The sequence below is a fragment of the Streptomyces sp. CA-146814 genome (genome assembly GCF_050942385.1).
Lineage (GTDB): Bacteria > Actinomycetota > Actinomycetes > Streptomycetales > Streptomycetaceae > Streptomyces.
The window spans coordinates 6,596,912-6,617,417 of record NZ_CP192068.1 but is presented as its reverse complement, the minus strand read 5'-3'; the positions used below and the strand labels follow the sequence as shown (position 1 = coordinate 6,617,417).

Below are 20,506 nucleotides of genomic sequence, written 5' to 3'. Positions count from 1 at the left end.
AGTTGTGTCGTCCTCCACCGCGTTTCCGGGGCAGAGCCCCCTTGCCGAAACGGCCCCGCTGTCCCTGTGCGCCCGCGAGCCGCACGTCCCCGCCGACCGTCTGGTCGCGGAGATGGTGCCGCCGCCGCGCTTCGATTCGGTGCGCTTCGACACCTACGTACCCGACCCGAACCAGCCCAGCCAGAGCGAGGCCGTGACCGTGCTGTCCGGCTTCGCGGCCGGGCTCGGCGGGTCGCACGCGACGGGTTCCGGGCGCCGCAAGTGGTTCGGGAGCAAGAAGCCGGCCGCGCCGGCCGGGCCGCGCGGGGTGTATCTGGACGGCGGGTACGGCGTCGGCAAGACCCACCTGCTCGCCTCCCTCTGGCACGCCACGCCCGCCGAGCCGTCGCTGAAGGCGTTCGGCACGTTCGTGGAGCTGACGAACCTGGTCGGCGCGCTGGGTTTCCAGCAGACCGTGCGGACGCTGAGCGGGCACCGGCTGCTCTGCATCGACGAGTTCGAGCTCGACGACCCGGGCGACACCGTGCTGGTCTCCTCGCTGCTCAGCCGGCTGGTGGAGCACGGCGTGGCGCTGGCCGCGACCTCGAACACGCTGCCGGGCAAGCTCGGTGAGGGCCGGTTCGCCGCCGCCGACTTCCTGCGCGAGATCCAGGGCCTGTCCGCGCACTTCCGCCCGCTGCGCATCGACGGTGAGGACTACCGGCACCGCGGACTGCCCGAGGCCCCGCCGCCGTACAGCGACGAGCAGGTGACCCGCGCCGCGTACGCCACGCCGGGCGCGTCGCTGGACGACTTCCCGGGGCTGCTCGAACACCTGGCGAAGGTGCACCCGAGCCGGTACGGGGCGCTGACCGACGAGCTGGGCGCGGTCTGCCTGACCGGGGTGACGGCGGTGCCGGACCAGTCGACGGCGCTGCGGCTGGTGGTGCTGGCGGACCGGTTGTACGACCGCGAGGTGCCGGTGCTCGCCTCCGGACTGCCGTTCGACCAGCTGTTCAGCGACGAGATGCTGAACGGCGGGTACCGGAAGAAATACTTCCGCGCGATCTCGCGGCTGACAGCACTGGCACGTGACGCGAAGGGCCTGGTGGCGCAGTAGGTTCGGGGGTGACACCGGGTGCCCGTGCGGCGGCGTGCCCGTAACTCCGTTCGCGTACCACCGCGTACGGCTCCCGTACCACCGCGTACACCGTTTGAAGGGATCCAGCATGGCTACCACGCGTCAGGCCCACACGAACTGGGAAGGCAACCTGCTCGACGGCAAGGGGGTCGTCACCCTCGACTCCTCCGGCATCGGTGAGTACCCCGTCTCCTGGCCGGCCCGCTCGGAGGCGGCGAACGGCAAGACCAGCCCGGAGGAGCTGATCGCGGCCGCGCACTCCAGCTGCTTCTCGATGGCGCTGTCGCACGGACTCGCCGGGGCCGGCACCCCGTCGACCCGGCTGGAGACCAAGGCCGAGGTGACCTTCCAGCCCGGTACGGGCATCACCGGCATCCACCTCACCGTCGTGGGCGAGGTTCCCGGCCTCGACGAGGACGCCTTCGTGAAGGCCGCCGAGGACGCCAAGGCGAACTGCCCGGTCAGCCAGGCGCTGACGGGTACGACGATCACGCTGTCGGCCTCGCTGGCCTGACCTGCCACACCACGGCCCGCTCGGTGGGCCGTCCCAGCAGCACCACGAGGCGCGGGGGCGCGCATAGTTCCCCCGCGCCTCTGTGCGTGCTACACACATGCGGGTCACATCACCTGTCCGCCAACAGGGAGTTGCCTCATGTCCTCCGAGAACCGGAACACAGCGACCGCAGCGACCGAACCCCGGCACACCGCGACACGACGACAGGTCCTGGCCGGCAGCGGCGCAGCGGCCACGATCGCCTTCACCGGGGCCTTCTCCGAACTCTTCGCGGGCACGGCAGCCGCCCGCGGCCACGACGGCTACGGCCCCCTCGTCCCCGACCCGGACGGCCTGCTCGACCTGCCGAAAGGTTTCCGCTACCGGGTGCTGTCCCGGGAGGGCGACCCGCTGCGCTCCGGCGAGGGCCAGGTGCCGAGCAACCACGACGGCATGACCGCCCTCGCGGGCCGCCACGGCCGGATCCACCTGGTCCGCAACCACGAGAACCGGCACACGGCGAAGATCGGCGTCCCGACGGTCGCGGGACTCACCTACGACCCGGCGGCCAAGGGCGGCTGTACGTCCCTGGAGCTGGACGGCCGGAACAAGGTGCTCGGCGAACGGGTCGCCATCGCCGGTACGGCGGTGAACTGCGCGGGCGGGCCGACGCCTTGGCGCACCTGGCTGACCTGCGAGGAGACCGAGGACAAGGCGGGGACCAACGGGTACACCAAGGACCACGGCTTCATCTTCGAGGTGGACGGCGCCGACCCGCGCCGCACCGGAGCCGTGCCGCTGACCGCGATGGGCCGCTTCCAGCACGAGGCGATCGCGGTCGACCCGAAGAGCGGGATCGTGTACGAGACGGAGGACGCGTTCGACAAGCCGTTCGGCCTCTTCTACCGCTTCCTCCCGGAGAAGCCGCTCGGCGGCACCGGTTCGCTGCGGGCGGGCGGGGCGCTGGAGGCGATGCGGGTGCCGGGGCTGCCGGACCTCTCGGCGGTCCAGGAGACCGGGGCGAGCTTCGACCGGGTCGAGTGGGTGCCCGTACCGGATCCGCTGGCGGCGGAGACGCCGATCCGGCTCCAGGACTTCGGCCGCAAGGGCATCACGCACGCGCAGAAGCTGGAGGGCTGCTACTGGGGCGGCTCGTCCGTCTACTTCGTCTCCAGCTTCGCCCGCAGCGACGAGGGCTCGGCGGGCGACCACTACGGCCAGGTCTGGCGGTACGAGCCGAAGAAGCGCCGGCTCACCCTGGTCGTGGTCTTCGGCCCGGACACCGACATCCAGCTGCCCGGCGAGTCCCCGGACAACATCTGCCTGGCGGCCGACGGCGGACTGATGGTCTGCGAGGACGGCGGCGGCGCGCAGCACGTGCTGGGCGTGACGCGGCGGGGCGAGGTCTACACGATGGCGCGCGGACGGCAGAACATCGGGACGCCGGAGGAGCCGGAGTGGGGTGAGTTCGCGGGGGTCGCGTTCTCGCCGGACGGCTCGACGATGTATGTGAACTGCTACACGCCGGGGACGACGTTCGCGGTGACGGGGGCGTGGCGGTGAGGGGGCGACACCGGAGTGCCATATAAACCCTAAGGGCAGATTGTCGGATATTTTCCGTGAGTGATCACTACTGCGCGGAAACGGAAGACGGCTGTCCTGATGGTCGCGGGGGTGCTGATCGGTGGCGCCTTGACCGGGTGCGGGGGAGCCGCCTCCGCACCCACCTCCTCCCCCACACCGACCGCCACGTCACCTGCCTCCTCACCCCCGCCCCCGAAGAAGCCGCCCACGATGGCCCCGGGCCCGGCCGGACGCACGCCGGTCTTCGAGCGGCGGCCGACGGCCGGAGGCGCGGCGGAGAAGGTCGTGGCGCTCACCTTCGACGCGGACATGACGGCCGATCAGGGCCCTCGGGCGAAGGCGGGCGAGCGCTTCGACAACCCGGAGCTGATCGCGCTGCTGCGGCGGCTGAAGGTGCCGTCGACCGTGTTCATGACCGGGCGCTGGGCGGAGGAGTACCCGACGCAGGCGAAGGGGATCGGCATGGACGACCTGTTCGAGGTCGCCAACCACTCGTACAGCCACCACGCCTTCACCGCCGACTGCTACGGGCTGCCGGTGGTCGCGAAGGACGCCATGGCCCGCGATGTGGAGCGCGCCTTCTCGGCGTTCCGCGAGGCCGGTGTGCGGAACGTGGTGCCGTACTTCCGCTTCCCCGGCGGCTGCTACGACGACGCGGCCCTGCGCGCGCTGACCCCGGCGGACGTGACGGCGGTGCAGTGGGACGTGGTGAGCGGCGACGCGTTCGCCACGGACGCGGGGGCGGTGGCCGCGCAGGTGCTGGACGGGGTGCGGCCGGGGTCGCTGGTGGTGCTGCACTGCACGCGCAGCGCGGCGCCGGTCACCGCGGAGGCGATCGGCACCATCGTTCCGGAGCTGCGGAAGCGGGGCTACCGGTTCGTGAAGGTGTCGGAGCTGATGGAGGGCTGACCGATGTCCTCCGCGTCAGGACAGCGGGCTTCACGGTCTCCAGGTGCGGGCGGCATGCTGCTGGCTGACGTACCGGACACCCGTCACGAACCCTGGAGAACGAGGCCTCATGTTCACCCTGCCGCTCGGCGACCGTGCTCAGCTCCGCACCCTGGAGCCCTGGCAGGCACCGGAGTTCCTGGCTCATATCGACCGGGCCCGGCCCACCGTCGATCCGTGGATCCCCTGGGCCTCCCTCAGCACCGACCTCGCCTCTGCCACGGCCACACTCCAGGGCTACGCCGACCGGTGGGCCGCGGACGGCGGGCGGATCTACGGCATCTGGCTGGAGGGCACGCTGGTCGGCGGCGTCATGTTCAGCCGCTTCGACGCCGCCTCCGGCGTGTGCGAGGTCGGCTGCTGGCTGGAGCCTGCGGGAGAAGGACAGGGGCTGGTCACGCGGGCCTGCCGGGCGCTGATCGACTGGGCCTTCGCGGAGCGCGGGATGAGCCGGGTCGAATGGCGGGCCTCCTCGGGCAACGCCCGCAGCATCGCGGTCGCCCGCCGGCTGGGCATGAGCCGCGACGGTGTGCTGCGGCGGCACGCCGTCCACCGGGGCCGACGGTGGGACATCGAGGTGTGGTCGGTCCTCGCCGAGGAGTGGCCGACCACCGGTGACGGGTCCGAGGCCGCCGTCCGCGCCGAACTCGACCGGCTGATGGGCGTGTTCGTGGGCGCCTTCACCAACACCGGCAACAGGCGGCCGGATCTCGACGCCATCCGTGACGTCTTCGTACCGGAGGGCCGGATCATCGCGAACGTCGGCGATGAACCTGTGATCTACGACCTCGACGGGTTCATCGCCCCACGCCGGAAGATGCTCACCGACGGGACCCTGACGGAGTTCTCCGAGTGGGAGGTGGCCGAGCGCACCGAGGTCTTCGGGTCGGTCGCCCACCGGTTCAGCGAGTACCGCAAGTCCGGTTACCACCGAGGCGAGTGGTTCGAAGGCGGCGGCCACAAGACCACGCAGTTCCTGCGCACCCCTGCCGGCTGGCGGATGTCCTTCCTGGCCTGGGACGACGCCCCCGCGAAGCCCTGAGCCCGAACAGCACGCTCAGCCCGAGCAGGCCGAGCGCGCCGCCTCCTGCCAGGTGCAGACCGGGCAGAGCGTCGCGCCCCTGGTGGACTCCGGGTGCTCGGTGGGTTCGCGGCACAGCACGCACTCCGCGAACGGCGGACCCGCGTCCGCCTCGGTGGTCGCGGGTGCGGGGGTTGCGCAGTACGCGGCGTCTTCCATGGCCATGAGCGTACGTAACCGGGCTGTCAGTTGGCCGTCCGCTCGGGCCTGGCCTCGCTCGGGCGGACGATGACGAAGCCCTCTCCCTGGAGCATCAGCTGCACGGCCTCGCCGGAGCCGCCGCGCACCATCGAGCCGACGCTCTGCGAGCGGTGCAGGGTGGTCGTGAGGTGCTGGCTCCAGCCGACGACCGCGTCCGTGTCGACGTACACCGGCTGGGCGGCCGTCACCGGGATCACGATCGGCGTGCCCTCGCACATCAGGCCGATCTTGCCGTAGCCGGAGAAGACGCTGTTGAAGAGGCCGCCGCCGACCATCCCGGCGCCCTTCACCGTCTTGATCTCGTACGCGAGGGTGGCGTCGAAGCAGAGGACGTTGCGGCCGTTGATGGTGAGCTGGTCGCCCTGGTCCATCTCCACGATGAAGCAGTTGGCGGCCTCGTGCGCGAACCACGCCTCGCCCTGACCGCGTACGGCCATGAGCGCGAGGCCCTCGCCGGTGACCGCGCGCTTGAGCATGCCGCCGATGCCCTGGCCCTTGCGCTCGAACTGGAGGTTGCCGCGGAAGGCGATCATCGAGCCCTGGCGGGCGTGCATCTCCCCGTTGACGGCGTACTTGATCGACTTGGAGTTCTGCAGGGTCATGCCGGGGGCGGTGGCCTGCTGGGCCAGGTGCTCGCTGGAAAAGAGGTCGCTCTTCATGCCGAGCATCCTCACCCGGGCCCGCCTGTTAAGCCAAGAAGGTGACGCGGATCGCCTGGCAGACTGGGACGGTGAGCAGCGACGACACCTCCCAGAACCCCCTCTCCCCGAGCCCCTTCCACCATGGTCCGACCGACCGGGACGAGGCCCCGCAGTACGTGCTTCCGCTCGTGGTGCACCTGGAGAAGACCGACCCGCCCGCCCGGACCGACGCCCTGCGCACCGCCGCCCGCGCGGTGCTCACGATCCTGGCCGACGAGCGGTCCACCGGCGAGGGCGAGTGGGCCGGGGCGATGCGGGACTGGGAGGATGCCCGGATCCGCAAGGTGGTGCGCCGGGCGCGCGGCGCGGAGTGGCGCAAGGCGGCCGCGCTGCCCGGGATCACGGTGACGGGCGACAGCGCGGAGGTACGGGTGTACCCGCCGATCCCGCTCGACGGCTGGCCCAAGGAGCTGGCCAAGCTCCAGGTCTCCGGCACCGACCTGGACGACCCCGAGCCGCCCGTCGCCCCGGACCCCGAGGCCCCGGTGCTCTGGCTCAACCCGGAGGTGGAGATGTCGGCGGGCAAGACGATGGCCCAGGTCGGCCATGGCGCCCAGCTCGCCTGGTGGGAGCTGTCCGACACCGAGCGCAAGGCGTGGCGCGAGGCCGGGTTCCCGCTCTCCGTGGCCACCGCGACCCCGGAGCGGTGGCGTGAGCTGACGTCGAGCGGCCTGCCGGTGGTGCGCGACGCGGGGTTCACCGAGATCGCTCCCGGGCCTACGGTCGTGGCGGAGGGCGGGCTGCGGTTCCGCCCGCTCCCGGGCGTACGCACCCGCCGGTGAGCGCCGACCGCCTCGGAGAGCAGGAGACCCCGGCCATGGCAGCAGTGGAGATCGACGCCCTCGTCTTCGACGTCCTCGGCACGCTCGTCGATGAACCCGCCGGGCTCCGCGCCGGCATCCGCCGGCTCGACCCGTCGCTCGACGAGGCCGGGACCGAGCGGCTCCTGCTGCTGTGGCAACGGCACATCGAACGTGAGCAGCGCCGCATCCTCGACGGGAACCGGCCCTACCTCGCCAGTGACGCGCTCGACCGGGAGGCCGCCGCGCTCGTCGCCGAGGCGGCCGGGGTCGCTGATCCGGCCGCCGTGGCGGCGCTGGCCGGGTCGGCCCGCCGGCTTCCGCCGTGGCCCGACACCGTGGCCGGTCTCGCCCGGCTCGCCGAGCGGTTTCCGCTCCTCGGTCTCTCCAACGCGAGCCGGACCGCGCTGCTCGGTCTCAACGCCCATGCCGGACTGCGCTGGCACCAGGCCCTCTCCGCCGAGGACGCCCGGGCCTACAAGCCGGACCCGGAGGTCTACCGGCTGGCCGTCACCGTCTCCGGGCTGCCCCCGGAGCGGCTGCTGATGGTCGCCGCCCACGCCTGGGACCTGCGCGGGGCGCAGCGGATCGGGCTGCGTACCGCCTATGTCGCCCGGCCCGTCGGTGACCCGCCCACGGCGTCGGACCGGTTCGACCTGTACGCCGAGAGCCTGGCCGATCTGGCCGACCAGCTCGCCGGTCCGTTCGCCGGTCAGCTCGCCGATCCGCCCGGCCGGAATCAGTCCGCCCGCGGCTGAATGTTTCCGCGCCCGCTGACGTATCTCCCGATACCGCCCCACCGGCGTTACCACCAAGTAGCCTGCACCGCGAGTCGGTTGGGGGTGGTCCGACGCCTGATCGACGCTGTCACGCCTCGTCCCGGGAGACACCTTGTTGCGACGCATCAACGGAACGGCCCTCATCATCGCGGCGCTGGTCGCCACAGTGGGCGCGCTCGCCTTCCCCGTCTGGTCCTACGCGGACCGTTCGGGCACCGGCGAGGCGAACCTGAACGCCTCCAGCGTCGCCACCCAGTGGGGCCCGCTCTCCGCGACCGACCGGGACTTCCTGGTAAAGGTGCGCCTCGCCGGGCTGTGGGAGCTGCCCGCCGGGCAGCAGGCGATCGAGCGGGCGCCCAGCGAGGCGACGAAGGCCGCCGGGGACCATCTGGTCGTCGGCCACACCGACCTGGACCGCCGGGCCCGGGACGTGGCCGCCAAGCTCGGTGTGGAGCTGCCGAACCAGCCGACCGAGCAGCAGCAGGAGTGGCTGCGGGAGCTGACGGCGGCGAGCGGCGACGAGTACGAGCGGAAGTTCGCCAACATCCTGCGGGCCGCGCACGGCAAGGTCTTCGGGCTGATAGGCCAGGTCCGGCACACCACCCGCAACACCCTGATCCGGCAGCTCGCCAGTGACGCGAACCAGACCGTGCTGGATCACATCACCATGCTGGAGGCCACCGGCCTCGTCGACTTCGACGCGCTGGCACGTGAGGCGGCCGGCGGGTCCACGGCCAGCCCCTCCGGCCCGCCGATGCCGCAGGGCGGGCAGGTGCCGCTGGCTCCGGTGCCGGTGACGCCGACCGGCGACCAGTCGTTCACCTCGCGCCCGGTACCGCCGACGATGCCGCCGATGCCGTAAAACGACGCGCGGGCGTCGGAACCTCAAATCATCCTCTGAACGTCCCCCTCTTCGGGTTCGACGCCGCTCGCCGGGGCCATCACCCCGGGACAGAGCGGAGGAGGGGGACACCATGAAGCTGGGCATCGGGATCGGCTGGCGGCCGGAGATCGCGGCCGAGGTGGAGGCGCTCACGGGGATCGACTGGGTGGAGGCGGTGGCGGAGAACCTCTGCGCCGACCACCTCCCGGACTCCCTGGTGCGGCTGAGGGAGCGGGGCGTGACCGTCGTACCGCACGGCGTCTCGCTCGGCCTGGGCGGTGCGGACCGCCCGGACGCCGAGCGGCTCGCGGGTCTGGCGGCGCGCGCCGAGCTGCTCGGTACGCCGCTGGTGACCGAGCACATCGCGTTCGTACGGGCCGGGGGGCCGCTGACCGCGTCTCCGCGGCTGGAGGCGGGCCACCTGCTGCCGGTGCCGCGGACCTGGGACGCGCTGGAGGTGCTCTGCGAGAACGTGCGGATCGCCCAGGACTCGCTGCCCGTGCCGCTGGCCCTGGAGAACATCGCGGCGCTGGTCTCCTGGCCGGACGAGGAGCTGACCGAGGGACAGTTCCTGGCCGAGCTGGTCGAGCGGACCGGGGTGCGGCTGCTGATCGACGTGGCCAACCTGCACACCAACCACGTCAACCTGGGGCAGGACCCGGCGAAGGCGCTGGACGAGCTGCCGGTGGAGGCCATCGCGTACGTGCACGTGGCCGGCGGGATCGAGAAGGACGGCGTCTGGCACGACACGCACGCCCACCCGGTGACCACCCCGGTCCTGGACGTGCTGGCCGAACTGCGCTCCCGGGTCGACCCGCCGGGCGTGCTGCTGGAGCGCGACGACGCCTTCCCGCCCGGCGCGGAACTGGCGGCCGAGCTGGAGACCATCCGGGCGACGCTGCGGAAGGCCGGTGACACACGACGGCCCCGGACGACCACGACCACTCCCGCCGCCCCCGTAACGACGGCCACGGCCGCACCCGCCGTCCCTGTACCTCCCGGAGCCCGCGACCGTACCGCCGTCGCGCAGACCGCACTGCTCTCCGCGCTCGTCGCGGGCACGCCGGCGCCCGAGGGCTTCGACCACCGGCGGCTGCGGGTGCAGAGCCGGGCGCTGGCCGCCAAGCGGGCCGATGTCGTCGCCAAGGTGGCGCCCGAGCTGCCGGAGATCCTGGGCGACGGCTATCGCGCCGCCTTCGTCGCGTACGCCAGGTCGCATCCGATGAGCGGCGGTTACCGGCGTGACGCCCTGGACTTCGTGGAGCGGCTCCTGATCTCGGGCGGCCTCGCCGACCCGGTGGCGCAGCGGCGGCTGACGCACTGGTGGGAGGACCGCTCGGGGCTGCGGCCGACGGGCCGGGCCACCCGTCTCGTCCGCGCGGCCCGTGCCGTCCTCGCAGGGAAGTGAGGGACGTGACCGCCATGAACACGCTCGCCCTGCTGCTGACCCTCACGGTCGCCGTCTCCATCGCGCTCCTCATCGCGAAGCTGGTCGCCTCCCGGTCCCGCCGCCCGTCCGCCGGCCCCTCGCCCGCCGTCCACGACCTGCACGAGGCGGCGTTCCTGGGCGGCGGCCCGGCCAGGGTCGTGGACACCGCGCTCACCGCGCTGTACGCGGACGGGCGCGTGCTGATCGGCGGGCCCGGCATCATCTCCGTACGGCGTCCGCAGGCGAACGACCCGGTGGAACGCGCCGTGCTGCAGGAGCTTTCCGCCGCTCCGAGCGGCGCTCTGCACGCGGTACGGGAAGCGGTCATGCGCCATCCGGCGGTGCAGGAGATCGGCGACGGGCTGGCGGAGCGCGGACTGCTGGTGCCGCCGGCCGCGAGCCGTTCCGTACGGCGGTGGGGACTGGCCCAGGGGATCGGCTGCTTCGTCGCGCTGCCGCTCTCCGTCCTGGCCACGGTCCTCCAGTACATGGCGCTGGAATCGCAGTTCGACATGCCGTTCCCGTTCGTCCTGAAGATGCTGCCCGCGATCGCGCTCGGCGGGATCAGCGGACTCGTGGTGGCCGCGGCCGCCGCCCACCGGATCACCCGGGCCGGCCGCCGGGCCGCTCAGGCGTTCCGGGCCGCCCACGCCTACCAGGTGACCGCGCCCCACCTCGTCGCCACCCAGGGTCTGCGCGCGCTGCCGGACCCCGTGCTCCAGGCCCAACTGCTCGCGGCGGCCCGGCTGCACGCGCAGACCCGCCGGTCCCGGTCCCGGTCGTCGGCGTACGCCGGCAGTACGGCAGCGGCGTCCGGTTTCGCCGCGACGACGGTCTGGTGCGCCGACGCGGGCCCTGGTCACACCAGTTGCGGAGGATCCAGCGGAGGCGGCTCGGGCTGCGGCGGCGGATCCGGCTGCGGCGGCGGATCCGGCTGCGGCGGCGGGTCCGGCTGCGGCGGCTCGGGGTCGAGTTGCGGCGGCAGCTCCGGCGGTTCCAGCTGCGGCGGAAGTTCGGGCGGCTCCAGCTGCGGCAGCAGCTCCTGACCCACCGCCACACGGCCGGCGCAACCGGGTCGATTCCCGCAACACACGGGCCCGGTCCTGGACTTCGGCCACCTCGCCCCTCACCATCCCCTCTCCGCATCCGCAGAGAGGCCCCGCCGTGAGAGCAGTACCGCTGTACGCAACGATCGGCTCCCTGGTGCTGTCCGCGCTGACCGCCGCCCCCGCCACCGCCTCGGACGGCCCCGGACCGGCCTCCGCCGAGGAGCGCGGTACGGCGGTGGCGGCGGCCCGTGCGGCGGCGGCCGGGATCTCCTTCGGGGCGTGCCCGGAGGAGGAGATGCTGCCGGAGTACCTGAAGTGCGGCACCGTCCGCGTCCCGCTGGACTACTCCCGCCCGGACGGCCGGACCATCGCGCTCACCGTCAGCCGCACCACGGCCACCGGCCCGGCGGCCGGCCGACAGGGCTCGTTCGTCTACAACCCGGGCGGGCCCGGCGCCTCCAGCGTCACCTTCCCGCTGATGGGCGAGATGTCCGAGTGGAAGGAGGTCGCGGAGGCGTACGACATGGTCGGCTACGCCCCGCGTGGCGTCGGCGCCTCCGCCCCGCTCTCCTGCCAGGACCCGGCGGTCTTCGCGCAGAGCCCCACCGACTCCCCCGCCCACCCCACCGCCGCGTACAAGGAGAAGCGCGTCGCGCAGGCGCGGGCGTACGCGAGAGGGTGCGAGAAGAACGCGGGCGAGGCGCTGGGCCACTACACCTCGCTCAACAACGCCCGCGACCTGGAGGTGCTGCGGGCCGCTCTCGGAGACGAACGGCTGACCTTCATGGGCGCCTCGTACGGCACGTACATCGGTTCCTTGTACGCGACCCTCTTCCCCTCACGCGTACGCCGTATGGTCTTCGATTCCGCGGTCGACCCGGACCCGGAGAAGATCTGGTACCGCTCCAACCTCGACCAGTCGCTGGCCTTCGAGTCGCGCTGGCTGGACTTCCGGCGCTGGGTCGCCCGGCACGACGACGTCTACGGGCTCGGCACCACGCCGGAGGCCGTACAGCGTCACTACGACAAGGTGCGCACCGCGCTGACGGCCGAACCGGCGGGCGGGAAGGTGGGGCCGGGGCAGTTCCACGCGGCGTTCCTCCAGGCCGGGTACTACGACGACTACTGGGCGATGCGGGCCACCGCGCTCTCCGAGTACGTCCGGGGCAACCCGGAACCGCTGGTCACACAGATGTCGCCGCGCGCGATCACGGCGAAGGACGACGAGAACGAGCGGGCCGTCTACACCGCCGTCGAGTGCAACGACGCGCCGTGGCCCGAGGAGTGGGAGGTCTGGGACCGCGACCACACCGACCTCGCGACCGTCGCCCCCTTCCAGACCTGGAACAACGCCTTCACCAACCTGCCGTGCGCCTTCTGGCCCGCGCCCCGGCAGCGGCCGCTGGACGTCTCCACGGAGTGGGGCGAGCTGCCGCCGGTGCTGATCCTGGCGGCGGAGCGCGACGCGGCGACCCCGTACAAGGGAGCGCTGGAGCTGCAGCGGCGGTTGCGCGGCGCGGTGCTGGTGACCGAGCGGGACGCGGGGACGCATGGCGTCGGCGGGGCCGGGAACGCCTGCGTGGACGAGCACCTGCGGCGGTATCTGCTGACGGGCGCGGTGCCGACGGGGGACGCGGAGTGCGCGCCGCGCGCGGAGCCGAACGCGGTCTCGCTGGACTGAGAAGCCGAACGGGCCCCGTGGACGCGCACTCGGTGCGTGTCCACGGGGCCCTCAAGCCGAACCCGGTGTCGCTGGAACGGCGGGCGGCACGGTCGGTGCCCGGTGCCCGTCTTCTGATCTTCCGGGTTGGGGTGGTGCGGGAACTCGCTGGCTATGCGAGCCCGGCCACCAGGTCTGCGATGTCCTTCCTGCGGCCCGTGTAGAAAGGGATCTCCTCGCGCACGTGGAGCCGTGCCTCGGAGGCGCGCAGGTGGCGCATCAGGTCGACGATGCGGTACAGCTCGTCCGCCTCGAAGGCGAGGATCCACTCGTAGTCGCCGAGCGAGAACGAGGCGACGGTGTTGGCGCGGACGTCGGGGTAGCCGCGGGCCATCTTGCCGTGGTCCGCGAGCATGCGGCGGCGGTCCTCGTCGGGCAGCAGGTACCAGTCGTAGGACCGTACGAACGGGTAGACGCTGATGTAGTCGCGCGGGTTCTCGTCGGCGAGGAACGCCGGGATGTGCGACTTGTTGAACTCGGCGGGCCGGTGCAGCGCCATGTTCGACCAGACCGGCTCCAGAGCGCGGCCGAGCTTGGTGCGGCGGAAGAGGTTGTACGCGTCCTGGAGCTGGTCCGAGGTCTCCGCGTGCCACCAGATCATGAGGTCCGCGTCGGCGCGGAGACCGGAGAGGTCGTAGGTGCCGCGCACGGTGACGTCCTTGGCCGCGAGCTGGTCGAACAGCTCCTGGACCTCGTCGGCGTATCCCGCGCGGTCCAGCGGGAGCACGTCGCGGAGTTTGAAGACCGACCAGAGGGTGTAGCGGATGACCTCGTTGAGGTCCTTGGCCTTCTTTCCGGCGTTCGGACTCTTGCTGGATGTCACAGTCTCAGGAGCACTCATACGGCTATTGTCCCGCCTCGCTCCCGGTGCCCTGAACCAGGGTCGGCGTGGCGATGATCTCGCTCATGACCTCTCCGGCGATCTCGTCCGCCGCGCGTCGGGCGCTCGCGATGCAGGCCGGGATGCCGACGCCGTCGTAGACCGCGCCGCAGACCCGCAGGGCGGGCAGCTTCGCGACCTCGTCGCGGATGCGGGCGACCCGGGTGTGGTGGCCGACCGGGTACTGCGGGAGGCCGCCGATCCAGCGGGTGACCTCGGTGTCGACGGGGCGTGCGGTGAGTCCGGTGGCCGCCTGGAGGTCGCGCAGGGATACGGCGACGAGTTCGCCGTCCTCGCGGTGCAGGTGGTCCTCCTCGCCGTACCGGCCCACCGAGGTGCGGAGCACGAAGAGGTCGGGGGCGGCGTCGGCCACCCACTGCCACTTGTTGCTGGAGAAGGTGGACGCCTTGATGGTGCGGCCGTCGACCGGCGGTACGAGGAAGCCGGAGCGGCCGCGCAGGGCCTCGTACGCCGCGATGTCGGTACGGCGGAAGGCCATCGTGACCAGGGCCATCGACGCGTACTCGACGCCGGTCAGCTCGGCGGAGGCGGCCGGGGACTCGGCGGCGAGCAGGGCGGAGGCGGACCAGGCCGGGGTGGCCAGGACGATGCCGTCGGCGGTGATCACGCCGGTGTCGGTACGGACCGCCCAGCCCGTGTCCGTCCGGGTCAGGCCGAGGACCGGGGTCTCGGTGAGGATCGCGCCGCCTGAGCCCCGTACGGCGTCGGCCACGGCGTCCGGCAGGGTGCCGATGCCGCCCGCGATGCCCTGGAAGACAGGCCCGGTCTGCTGCCGCGCCGCCGCTCGCTCCTGGATGCGGCGGACGGCCTCCAGCAGCGGGCCGCCCTCCTTCACCGCTTCGAACAGCTGCGGTACGGCGGCCCGCATCGAGATCCGGTACGCGTCGCCCGCGTAGACCCCGCCGAGGAGCGGCTCCACCAGTCGGTCGACCACCTCACGGCCGAGCCGGTCGGCCACGTACGCGCCGACCGCCACGTCGTCGCCGACGGGCGTCGGGGTCAGGTCGCGCTCCTCGGCGATCCGGGTCAGGCCCTCCGGCGTGAGTACGTCTTCGAGAGCGGCCGGGTCGCCGGGGACGCCCATGACGTGGCCCTTGGGCATCGGGCGCAGCGCGTCGCGGGTCCAGAGGGAGGCGGTGGCGGTGGCGGGCGGCTGGAGGCGGCCGGAGAGGCCGACCGCACCGGCCAGCTCGACCGCCTCGGGGCGGCGGGCCAGCATCGACTCGGCGCCGAGGTCGACCTGGACGCCCGCGACCTCACCGGTCATGAGCTTGCCGCCGAGCCGGTCCGTCGCCTCCAGGAGCGTGACCCGCAGACCGGTGGCGACCAAGCGGTGGGCGGCGGCCAGTCCGGCGATGCCGCCGCCGATGACGACGACATGGCGCGCGGGCGGGTCCGCATCCTGATGTGAACGCTGCATGGGTCCACTCTCTCAAACGCCTGCCGGCTCCTGACCGTGACCACTTCGAAACCCGCGGCCGGAAACCGGTTCGGGAGGGCCCCCGTCGAACCGGCAGTATCAACACACGTCCTGGGGGGACCTGTTATGAACAGCGATACCGATCACCGCTTCCGCCACCGCCGCTCCCGTCTCCGTGCCGCTCTGGCGGTCGGCGCTCTCGGCGCGGTGCTGCTCGTCGGCGGCTGCGGGGCCGCCGACGAGAGCGCGTCCGATGCGGGTGCGGGGTCGAACGACCTCAAGGCGAGCGCGGAGAAGGGCATCGTCGGCGAGCAGTACGCCCCGGGCGACGCGGCGGCCTCCGTGGCCCCGGAGGCGGCGAAGGGCGGCGAGCGGCAGAAGGCGCTGAAGCCGGGGGCCGCGGGCACCCATGTCATCCGGACCGCCGAGCTCTCCGTGGAGGTGAAGAGCGCGCCGAAGGCGGCCGCCGCCGCGCGGAGCACGGTGGAGGCGAGCGGCGGCCTGGTGGCGACCGAGACCACCGAGCGGGTCGACGACGAACACGAGTTCTCGCACCTCGTACTGCGGGTGCCGCAGGACAGCTACCAGGACGTGCTCGGCAAGCTCGCCGGCGCCGGGAAGCTGCTCTCCCGCTCCTCGAACGCGAAGGACGTCACCGACCAGGTCGTCGACGTGGAGAGCCGGATCGCCACGCAGCGCGCGAGCGTGAAGCGGGTCCGGGAGCTGATGGACCAGGCGGAGAAGATCACCGATGTCGTCACACTCGAAGGCGAGCTGAGCAGCCGTCAGGCCGACCTGGAGTCGCTGCTGGCCCAGCAGTCGAGCCTGAAGGACCGCACCACGCTGGCGACGATCACGCTGGACCTGAGCGAGCCGGACGCGCCGCGCCAGGGCGGGAAGGACGACGACCCGGGGTTCCTGGACGCGCTGGGCGGCGGCTGGGACGCGTTCGTGACGATGTTCCGGTGGATCGCGGTGGCGCTCGGCGCGTCGGCCCCGTTCCTGATGACGGCCGCGCTGCTGCTGGTGGCGTGGCGGGTGCTGCGCGCCCGGCGGACCGGCCGCGGCGTCCCGGAGGCGCCGAAGCCGGAGCCGGAGGCCACACCGTCCCCCTGAGCGCCGTAGCGTGGGCTCCCTGACGGCTGGTACGGCCGGCACGGCGAAAGGGACCCGGAGAACATGGCAGCGGAGCGACTCGTGGTCATCGGCGGCGACGCGGCGGGCATGTCCGCCGCGTCGCAGGCCCGCAGGCTGAAGGGGCCGGACGAGCTGGAGATCGTCGCGTTCGAGCGCTCCTCGTTCACCTCGTACTCCGCGTGCGGCATCCCGTACTGGGTGAGCGGGGACGTGGAGCACCGGGACGACCTCATCGCCCGTACGCCCGAGGAGCACCGCGAGCGGGACATCGATCTGCGGATGCGCACCGAGGCCAACGAGATCGACGTGGCCGGGCAGCGGGTGCGGGCGGTGGACCGGGAGAGCGGGGACACGTACTGGACGGGGTTCGACAAGCTGGTGATCGCCACCGGGGCCCGTCCGGTCCGCCCGGAGCTGCCCGGCATCGACGCGCCGGGCGTGCACGGGGTGCAGACCCTGGGCGACGGGCAGGCGCTGCTGGACTCGCTGGACCATGCCACCGGCCGGCGGGCGGTCGTGGTGGGCGCGGGGTACATCGGCGTCGAGATGGCCGAGGCGATGCTGAAGCGCGGCTTCGAGGTGACCGTACTCAACCGCGGGAAGCAGCCGATGGCGACGCTCGACCCGGACATGGGCGAGCTGGTCCACGAGGCGATGGACGGGCTCGGCATCACCACGGTCAACGGCGCCTCCGTGACCAAGATCCTCACGGGTCCGGACGGCCGGGTCAGTGAGGTGGCGACCGAGGAGCGGACCTACCCGGCGGACGTGGTGGTCCTCGGCATCGGCGTCGAGCCGGAGGCGGAGCTGGCCCGGGAGGCGGGTCTCACGGTGGGCGCGCACGGCGGGATCCTCACCGACCTGGCGATGCGGGCGGTGGGCCACGAGAACATCTGGGCGGGCGGCGACTGCGTGGAGGTCCTGGACCTGGTGGCGGGCCGCCCCCGCCACATCGCGCTCGGCACCCACGCCAACAAGCACGGCCAGGTCATCGGTTCCAACGTCGGCGGCGGCTACGGCACGTTCCCGGGCGTCGTCGGTACGGCGGTGAGCAAGGTCTGCGACCTGGAGATCGCCCGGACCGGGCTGCGGGAGAAGGACGCCCGGGCCGTCGGGCTGCGCTATGTCACGGCGACGATCGAGTCGACGCAGCGGGCGGGGTACTACCCGGGTGCCAAGCCGATGACGGTGAAGATGATCGCGGAGCTGCGTACGGGCCGGCTGCTCGGCGTGCAGATCGTCGGCCGTGAGGGGTCGGCGAAGCGCGTGGACGTGGCGGCGGTGGCGCTGACGGCGGGGATGACGGTGGAGCAGATGACGGCGCTGGACCTCGGCTACGCGCCGCCGTTCTCACCGGTGTGGGACCCGGTGCTGGTGGCGGCCCGCAAGACGGTGGCGGCGGTGCGGGGCGCGGGAAGCTGACGAGGCCTCCCGCGCCGGGGCAGGCCCGCCGTCAGCGCGCGGTCTGCTCGTGCACGTACTGGACGAGCCGGGTGAGCGCGTCCGGGTCCATGTTCGGCATGACGCCGTGGCCCAGGTTGAAGATGTGGCCCTCCAGACCGGCGGCGGCGTCCAGCACCTCGCGGGTCTTGGCCTCGACCGCCGGGGTCGGCGCGAAGAGGACGGCCGGGTCCAGGTTGCCCTGGAGCGCCTTGCCGGGGCCGACGCGGCGGACGGCCTCGTCCAGCGGGACCCGCCAGTCGACGCCGACGACGTCCGCCCCGGCCTCGCCCATCAGCCCGAGCAGCTCGCCGGTGCCGACGCCGAAGTGGATGCGGGGCACGCCGTACGGGGCGACGGCGTCGAAGACCTTCGCGGAGGCGGGGAGCACGGCGCGGCGGTAGTCGGCCGGGGCCAGGGCGCCGACCCAGGAGTCGAAGAGCTGGACGGCGGAGGCGCCGGCCTCGATCTGGACCTTGAGGAAGGCGCCGGTGATCTCGGCGAGCCGGTCCACGAGGTCGGCCCAGAGCTGCGGGTCGCCGTACATCATGGCCTTGGTGCGCTCGTGGTTGCGCGAGGGGCCGCCCTCGACGAGGTAGCTGGCCAGCGTGAAGGGGGCCCCGGCGAAGCCGATGAGCGGGGTGGCGCCCAGCTCGGCGGTGAGCATCCCGATGGCCTCGGTGACGTACGGGACGTCCTCGGGGGTCAGGTCGCGCAGCCGGGCCAGGTCGGCGCGGGTGCGGATGGGCTCGGCGATGACGGGGCCGACGCCGGGCTTGATGTCGAGGTCGATGCCGATGGCCTTCAGCGGGACGACGATGTCGCTGAAGTAGATGGCGGCGTCGACCTTGTGGCGGCGGACCGGCTGGAGGGTGATCTCGGTGACCAGCTCCGGCATCATGCAGGAGTCGAGCATCGCGATGCCCTCGCGGACCTTCAGGTACTCGGGCAGCGAGCGCCCCGCCTGCCGCATGAACCAGACCGGCGTGTGCGGCACGGGTTCGCGCCGGCAGGCCTTCAGGAACGCCGAGTCGTAGGTGGCGTCGTTGCTGGCGGCGGTCGTCGTCTGCTGGCCCGTGGGGCTGGTGTTGGCACTCACGCACCAAATCTTCGCACGCATGGCGAAGGAGCCCGGCGCCGCACGGGTGTCTGTCCCTGCGCGAGGCGCACGTTCCGCCTACTCTTCCCGGCATGGCTCCGGCTCAGGGACATTTTTCCGATCATTCCGATGGCGCTGACGGCGAGGGCGGTGCGGAGGGTCCTCCCGTCCCGCCCGCGTTCCGGTCGGCGGTCGACGCGCTGCGCTCCGCCCGGCTCCGGCCGGAGCTGGAGGTGGAGACCACACGGCCGCCGCAGCGCCTGGCACCCCACGCGTACGCCCTGGAGGCGGCGGTGGTCGACGGCGAGGACGATCTCGCGGACGGCCGGCTCGTCCTGCTGCACGACCCGGCGGGCCACGACGCCTGGAAGGGCGCCTTCCGGCTGGTGACGCTGGTGCGGGCGGAGCTGGAGCCGGAGATGGCCGCCGATCCGCTGCTGCCGGAGGTGTGCTGGTCCTGGCTGACCGGGGCGCTGGACGCGCGCGGATTGTCGTACGGGGAAGCCGGAGGGACGGTGACACGCGCCGGATCGCACTACTTCGGTGCGCTCTCCGCGCGCCGTCCGGCGACGCAGATCGAGATCCGCGCCTCCTGGACGCCGCGCGAGGGGCGCGGCGGCGTGCCGGACGCGGCATCGCACCTGATGGCCTGGGGTGATCTGCTCTGCCAGATCGCGGGGCTGCCGCCGTCGGACCCGACGGACGCGGCGGTGGTGACGCTGCCGCAGCGGCGCGGGCCGCAGGTTTCGTAACACCGCGTCACCCATTTCGCACACACGCCGACTCTCTTTTCGTACAATCGATCGCGCGTCCTATTTGCCCGAATTGTTACTCACCAAATCGTGATCTTCCTCTAAAGGAGGACGGGTCTGCTGCCGAAGAGGTCAATGACCCTTCAAGCACGGTTCGCCCCGGCTTCATCCCCCGAGCCGGCCCCCGTCCCGCCACTCCCCCAGGAGGCCTGGTGTCCGTTCTCCTTGAGCAGCCCGCAAGCCTGGTCGCCTACCGCCCGAACAAGCCGACGGCCATGGTCGTCGTGGCCGACCCGCGCGTCCGTTCCACCGTCACCCGCCATCTGTGGGCCCTCGGAGTACGTGACGTCATCGAGGCGTCGTCCATCGCGGAGGCACGTCCCCGCGTCGGCAACCCGCGCGACATCTGCATTGCCGACGTCCACCTGCCCGACGGTTCCGGGCTGACCCTGCTCTCCGAGACCCGTGCCGCAGGCTGGCCGAACGGTCTCGCCCTCTCCGCCGCCGACGACATCGGCGCCGTTCGCAACGCCCTCGCGGGCGGTGTGAAGGGGTACGTCGTCACCGGCACCCGAACCAACATCGGCCACCCCGGCCGCCCCGGCGTCGCCCCCATCGGCGCCAACGCGGCCCGTATGCACCGTCGGCCCCCCGGGTCCCCGAGCCACCCGGGCGGCTACCGCGAACTGTCCGGACGTGAGGTGGAGGTGCTCCGCCTGGTCGCCGAAGGCCAGTCCAACAAGGCCATCGGCGTCTCGATGGGCCTCTCCGCCCTGACCGTCAAGTCCCACCTCGCCCGCATCGCCCGCAAGCTCGGCACCGGGGACCGCGCCGGAATGGTCGCCGTCGCCCTGCGGACGGGCATCATCCACTGACCCCCACCCCCACCGGGACGTGCACCGATGCGTCTCCGGCTGGATTACGCGCATGGCCACCCGTCGACGGAACGTTCCGTCGACGGGTGGCGCG

At 72.5% G+C, this 20,506-nt stretch carries 20 protein-coding genes; 15 read left to right on the top strand and 5 right to left on the bottom strand.

Annotated elements, in window-relative coordinates; all coding sequences use genetic code 11:
* The first annotated feature begins 4 nt into the window (after positions 1-4).
* The 5 genes from zapE (at position 5) to ACQP09_RS29290 (ending at position 5,187) form a co-directional block, all read left to right on the top strand.
* On the top strand, positions 5-1,099 hold the full coding sequence (gene zapE / locus ACQP09_RS29310) for a cell division protein ZapE (RefSeq protein WP_432150690.1): 1,095 nt from the start codon (positions 5-7) through the stop codon (positions 1,097-1,099).
* Between the two features lie 109 nt (positions 1,100-1,208).
* The gene (locus ACQP09_RS29305) at positions 1,209-1,634 is read left to right on the top strand and encodes an OsmC family protein (RefSeq protein ID WP_109980071.1); all 426 of its coding nucleotides are present in this window, start codon (positions 1,209-1,211) and stop codon (positions 1,632-1,634) included.
* A gap of 138 nt (positions 1,635-1,772) precedes the next feature.
* Positions 1,773-3,176, top strand: a complete 1,404-nt coding sequence (locus tag ACQP09_RS29300) for an alkaline phosphatase PhoX (RefSeq protein WP_433405035.1) — start codon at positions 1,773-1,775, stop codon at positions 3,174-3,176.
* 99 nt (positions 3,177-3,275) lie between these two features.
* Complete coding sequence (locus tag ACQP09_RS29295) at positions 3,276-4,106, top strand: polysaccharide deacetylase family protein (RefSeq protein ID WP_433406800.1); 831 nt, start codon at positions 3,276-3,278, stop codon at positions 4,104-4,106.
* Positions 4,107-4,215: 109 nt separating this feature from the next.
* The gene (locus ACQP09_RS29290; protein WP_433405032.1) at positions 4,216-5,187 is read left to right on the top strand and encodes a GNAT family N-acetyltransferase; all 972 of its coding nucleotides are present in this window, start codon (positions 4,216-4,218) and stop codon (positions 5,185-5,187) included.
* Positions 5,188-5,202: 15 nt separating this feature from the next.
* On the opposite strand, the gene ACQP09_RS29285 is transcribed toward ACQP09_RS29290, so the two are convergent.
* Positions 5,203-5,385, bottom strand: coding sequence for a hypothetical protein (locus ACQP09_RS29285; protein ID WP_433405029.1), 183 nt, complete (start codon positions 5,383-5,385; stop codon positions 5,203-5,205).
* A gap of 26 nt (positions 5,386-5,411) precedes the next feature.
* A complete protein-coding gene (locus ACQP09_RS29280) occupies positions 5,412-6,086 on the bottom strand; it encodes an AIM24 family protein (protein ID WP_433405026.1) in 675 nt (224 codons plus the stop codon).
* Positions 6,087-6,157: 71 nt separating this feature from the next.
* Here ACQP09_RS29280 and ACQP09_RS29275 point away from each other — a divergent pair, with 71 nt between their 5' ends.
* The 6 genes from ACQP09_RS29275 to ACQP09_RS29250 all read left to right on the top strand — a co-directional run bounded on the left by ACQP09_RS29275 (position 6,158) and on the right by ACQP09_RS29250 (position 12,749).
* Positions 6,158-6,910 (top strand): peptidyl-tRNA hydrolase, encoded by a 753-nt coding sequence (locus ACQP09_RS29275; RefSeq protein ID WP_433405023.1) that lies wholly within the window; start codon positions 6,158-6,160, stop codon positions 6,908-6,910.
* A gap of 35 nt (positions 6,911-6,945) precedes the next feature.
* Positions 6,946-7,686: a haloacid dehalogenase type II gene (locus tag ACQP09_RS29270; RefSeq protein WP_433406799.1), complete on the top strand. Its 741-nt coding sequence runs from the start codon at positions 6,946-6,948 to the stop codon at positions 7,684-7,686.
* Between the two features lie 136 nt (positions 7,687-7,822).
* The gene (locus ACQP09_RS29265; RefSeq protein ID WP_404067600.1) at positions 7,823-8,569 is read left to right on the top strand and encodes a DUF4142 domain-containing protein; all 747 of its coding nucleotides are present in this window, start codon (positions 7,823-7,825) and stop codon (positions 8,567-8,569) included.
* 112 nt (positions 8,570-8,681) lie between these two features.
* On the top strand, positions 8,682-9,998 hold the full coding sequence (locus ACQP09_RS29260; protein WP_433405020.1) for a DUF692 domain-containing protein: 1,317 nt from the start codon (positions 8,682-8,684) through the stop codon (positions 9,996-9,998).
* A 14-nt stretch (positions 9,999-10,012) separates the two neighbouring features.
* Entirely contained in the window at positions 10,013-11,065 is a 1,053-nt protein-coding gene (locus tag ACQP09_RS29255; protein ID WP_433406798.1) for a TIGR04222 domain-containing membrane protein, read from the top strand.
* Positions 11,066-11,183: 118 nt separating this feature from the next.
* Positions 11,184-12,749 (top strand): alpha/beta hydrolase, encoded by a 1,566-nt coding sequence (locus tag ACQP09_RS29250; RefSeq protein ID WP_433405018.1) that lies wholly within the window; start codon positions 11,184-11,186, stop codon positions 12,747-12,749.
* A gap of 151 nt (positions 12,750-12,900) precedes the next feature.
* Here the strand turns inward: ACQP09_RS29250 and hemQ are convergent, their stop codons facing one another.
* Together hemQ and hemG are read right to left on the bottom strand one after the other, a co-directional pair.
* A complete protein-coding gene (gene hemQ / locus ACQP09_RS29245) occupies positions 12,901-13,629 on the bottom strand; it encodes a hydrogen peroxide-dependent heme synthase (RefSeq protein WP_433405016.1) in 729 nt (242 codons plus the stop codon).
* 4 nt (positions 13,630-13,633) lie between these two features.
* On the bottom strand, positions 13,634-15,109 hold the full coding sequence (hemG, locus tag ACQP09_RS29240) for a protoporphyrinogen oxidase (protein WP_433405015.1): 1,476 nt from the start codon (positions 15,107-15,109) through the stop codon (positions 13,634-13,636).
* Positions 15,110-15,235: 126 nt separating this feature from the next.
* Between hemG and ACQP09_RS29235 the strand changes: the two genes are divergently transcribed.
* The gene (locus tag ACQP09_RS29235; protein ID WP_433405012.1) at positions 15,236-16,225 is read left to right on the top strand and encodes a DUF4349 domain-containing protein; all 990 of its coding nucleotides are present in this window, start codon (positions 15,236-15,238) and stop codon (positions 16,223-16,225) included.
* A gap of 63 nt (positions 16,226-16,288) precedes the next feature.
* On the top strand, positions 16,289-17,668 hold the full coding sequence (locus ACQP09_RS29230; protein ID WP_433405010.1) for an FAD-dependent oxidoreductase: 1,380 nt from the start codon (positions 16,289-16,291) through the stop codon (positions 17,666-17,668).
* A 31-nt stretch (positions 17,669-17,699) separates the two neighbouring features.
* On the opposite strand, the gene hemE is transcribed toward ACQP09_RS29230, so the two are convergent.
* A complete protein-coding gene (hemE, locus tag ACQP09_RS29225) occupies positions 17,700-18,785 on the bottom strand; it encodes a uroporphyrinogen decarboxylase (RefSeq protein ID WP_433405008.1) in 1,086 nt (361 codons plus the stop codon).
* Between the two features lie 92 nt (positions 18,786-18,877).
* Between hemE and ACQP09_RS29220 the strand changes: the two genes are divergently transcribed.
* Together ACQP09_RS29220 and ACQP09_RS29215 are read left to right on the top strand one after the other, a co-directional pair.
* Positions 18,878-19,537, top strand: a complete 660-nt coding sequence (locus ACQP09_RS29220) for a DUF3000 domain-containing protein (protein WP_433405006.1) — start codon at positions 18,878-18,880, stop codon at positions 19,535-19,537.
* A gap of 212 nt (positions 19,538-19,749) precedes the next feature.
* Positions 19,750-20,412, top strand: coding sequence for a helix-turn-helix transcriptional regulator (locus ACQP09_RS29215; RefSeq protein ID WP_018491682.1), 663 nt, complete (start codon positions 19,750-19,752; stop codon positions 20,410-20,412).
* Positions 20,413-20,506 lie beyond the last annotated feature (94 nt).

Coding starts and splice junctions, on each gene's coding strand:
- ACQP09_RS29305 (WP_109980071.1), top strand. CDS start 1,209: ATGGCTACCACGCGTCAGGCCCACACGAACTGGGAAGGCAACCTGCTC.
- ACQP09_RS29300 (WP_433405035.1), top strand. CDS start 1,773: ATGTCCTCCGAGAACCGGAACACAGCGACCGCAGCGACCGAACCCCGG.
- ACQP09_RS29295 (WP_433406800.1), top strand. CDS start 3,276: ATGGTCGCGGGGGTGCTGATCGGTGGCGCCTTGACCGGGTGCGGGGGA.
- ACQP09_RS29290 (WP_433405032.1), top strand. CDS start 4,216: ATGTTCACCCTGCCGCTCGGCGACCGTGCTCAGCTCCGCACCCTGGAG.
- ACQP09_RS29285 (WP_433405029.1), bottom strand. CDS start 5,385: ATGGAAGACGCCGCGTACTGCGCAACCCCCGCACCCGCGACCACCGAG.
- ACQP09_RS29280 (WP_433405026.1), bottom strand. CDS start 6,086: ATGAAGAGCGACCTCTTTTCCAGCGAGCACCTGGCCCAGCAGGCCACC.
- ACQP09_RS29270 (WP_433406799.1), top strand. CDS start 6,946: ATGGCAGCAGTGGAGATCGACGCCCTCGTCTTCGACGTCCTCGGCACG.
- ACQP09_RS29260 (WP_433405020.1), top strand. CDS start 8,682: ATGAAGCTGGGCATCGGGATCGGCTGGCGGCCGGAGATCGCGGCCGAG.
- ACQP09_RS29255 (WP_433406798.1), top strand. CDS start 10,013: ATGAACACGCTCGCCCTGCTGCTGACCCTCACGGTCGCCGTCTCCATC.
- hemQ (WP_433405016.1), bottom strand. CDS start 13,629: ATGAGTGCTCCTGAGACTGTGACATCCAGCAAGAGTCCGAACGCCGGA.
- hemG (WP_433405015.1), bottom strand. CDS start 15,109: ATGCAGCGTTCACATCAGGATGCGGACCCGCCCGCGCGCCATGTCGTC.
- ACQP09_RS29235 (WP_433405012.1), top strand. CDS start 15,236: ATGAACAGCGATACCGATCACCGCTTCCGCCACCGCCGCTCCCGTCTC.
- ACQP09_RS29230 (WP_433405010.1), top strand. CDS start 16,289: ATGGCAGCGGAGCGACTCGTGGTCATCGGCGGCGACGCGGCGGGCATG.
- ACQP09_RS29220 (WP_433405006.1), top strand. CDS start 18,878: ATGGCTCCGGCTCAGGGACATTTTTCCGATCATTCCGATGGCGCTGAC.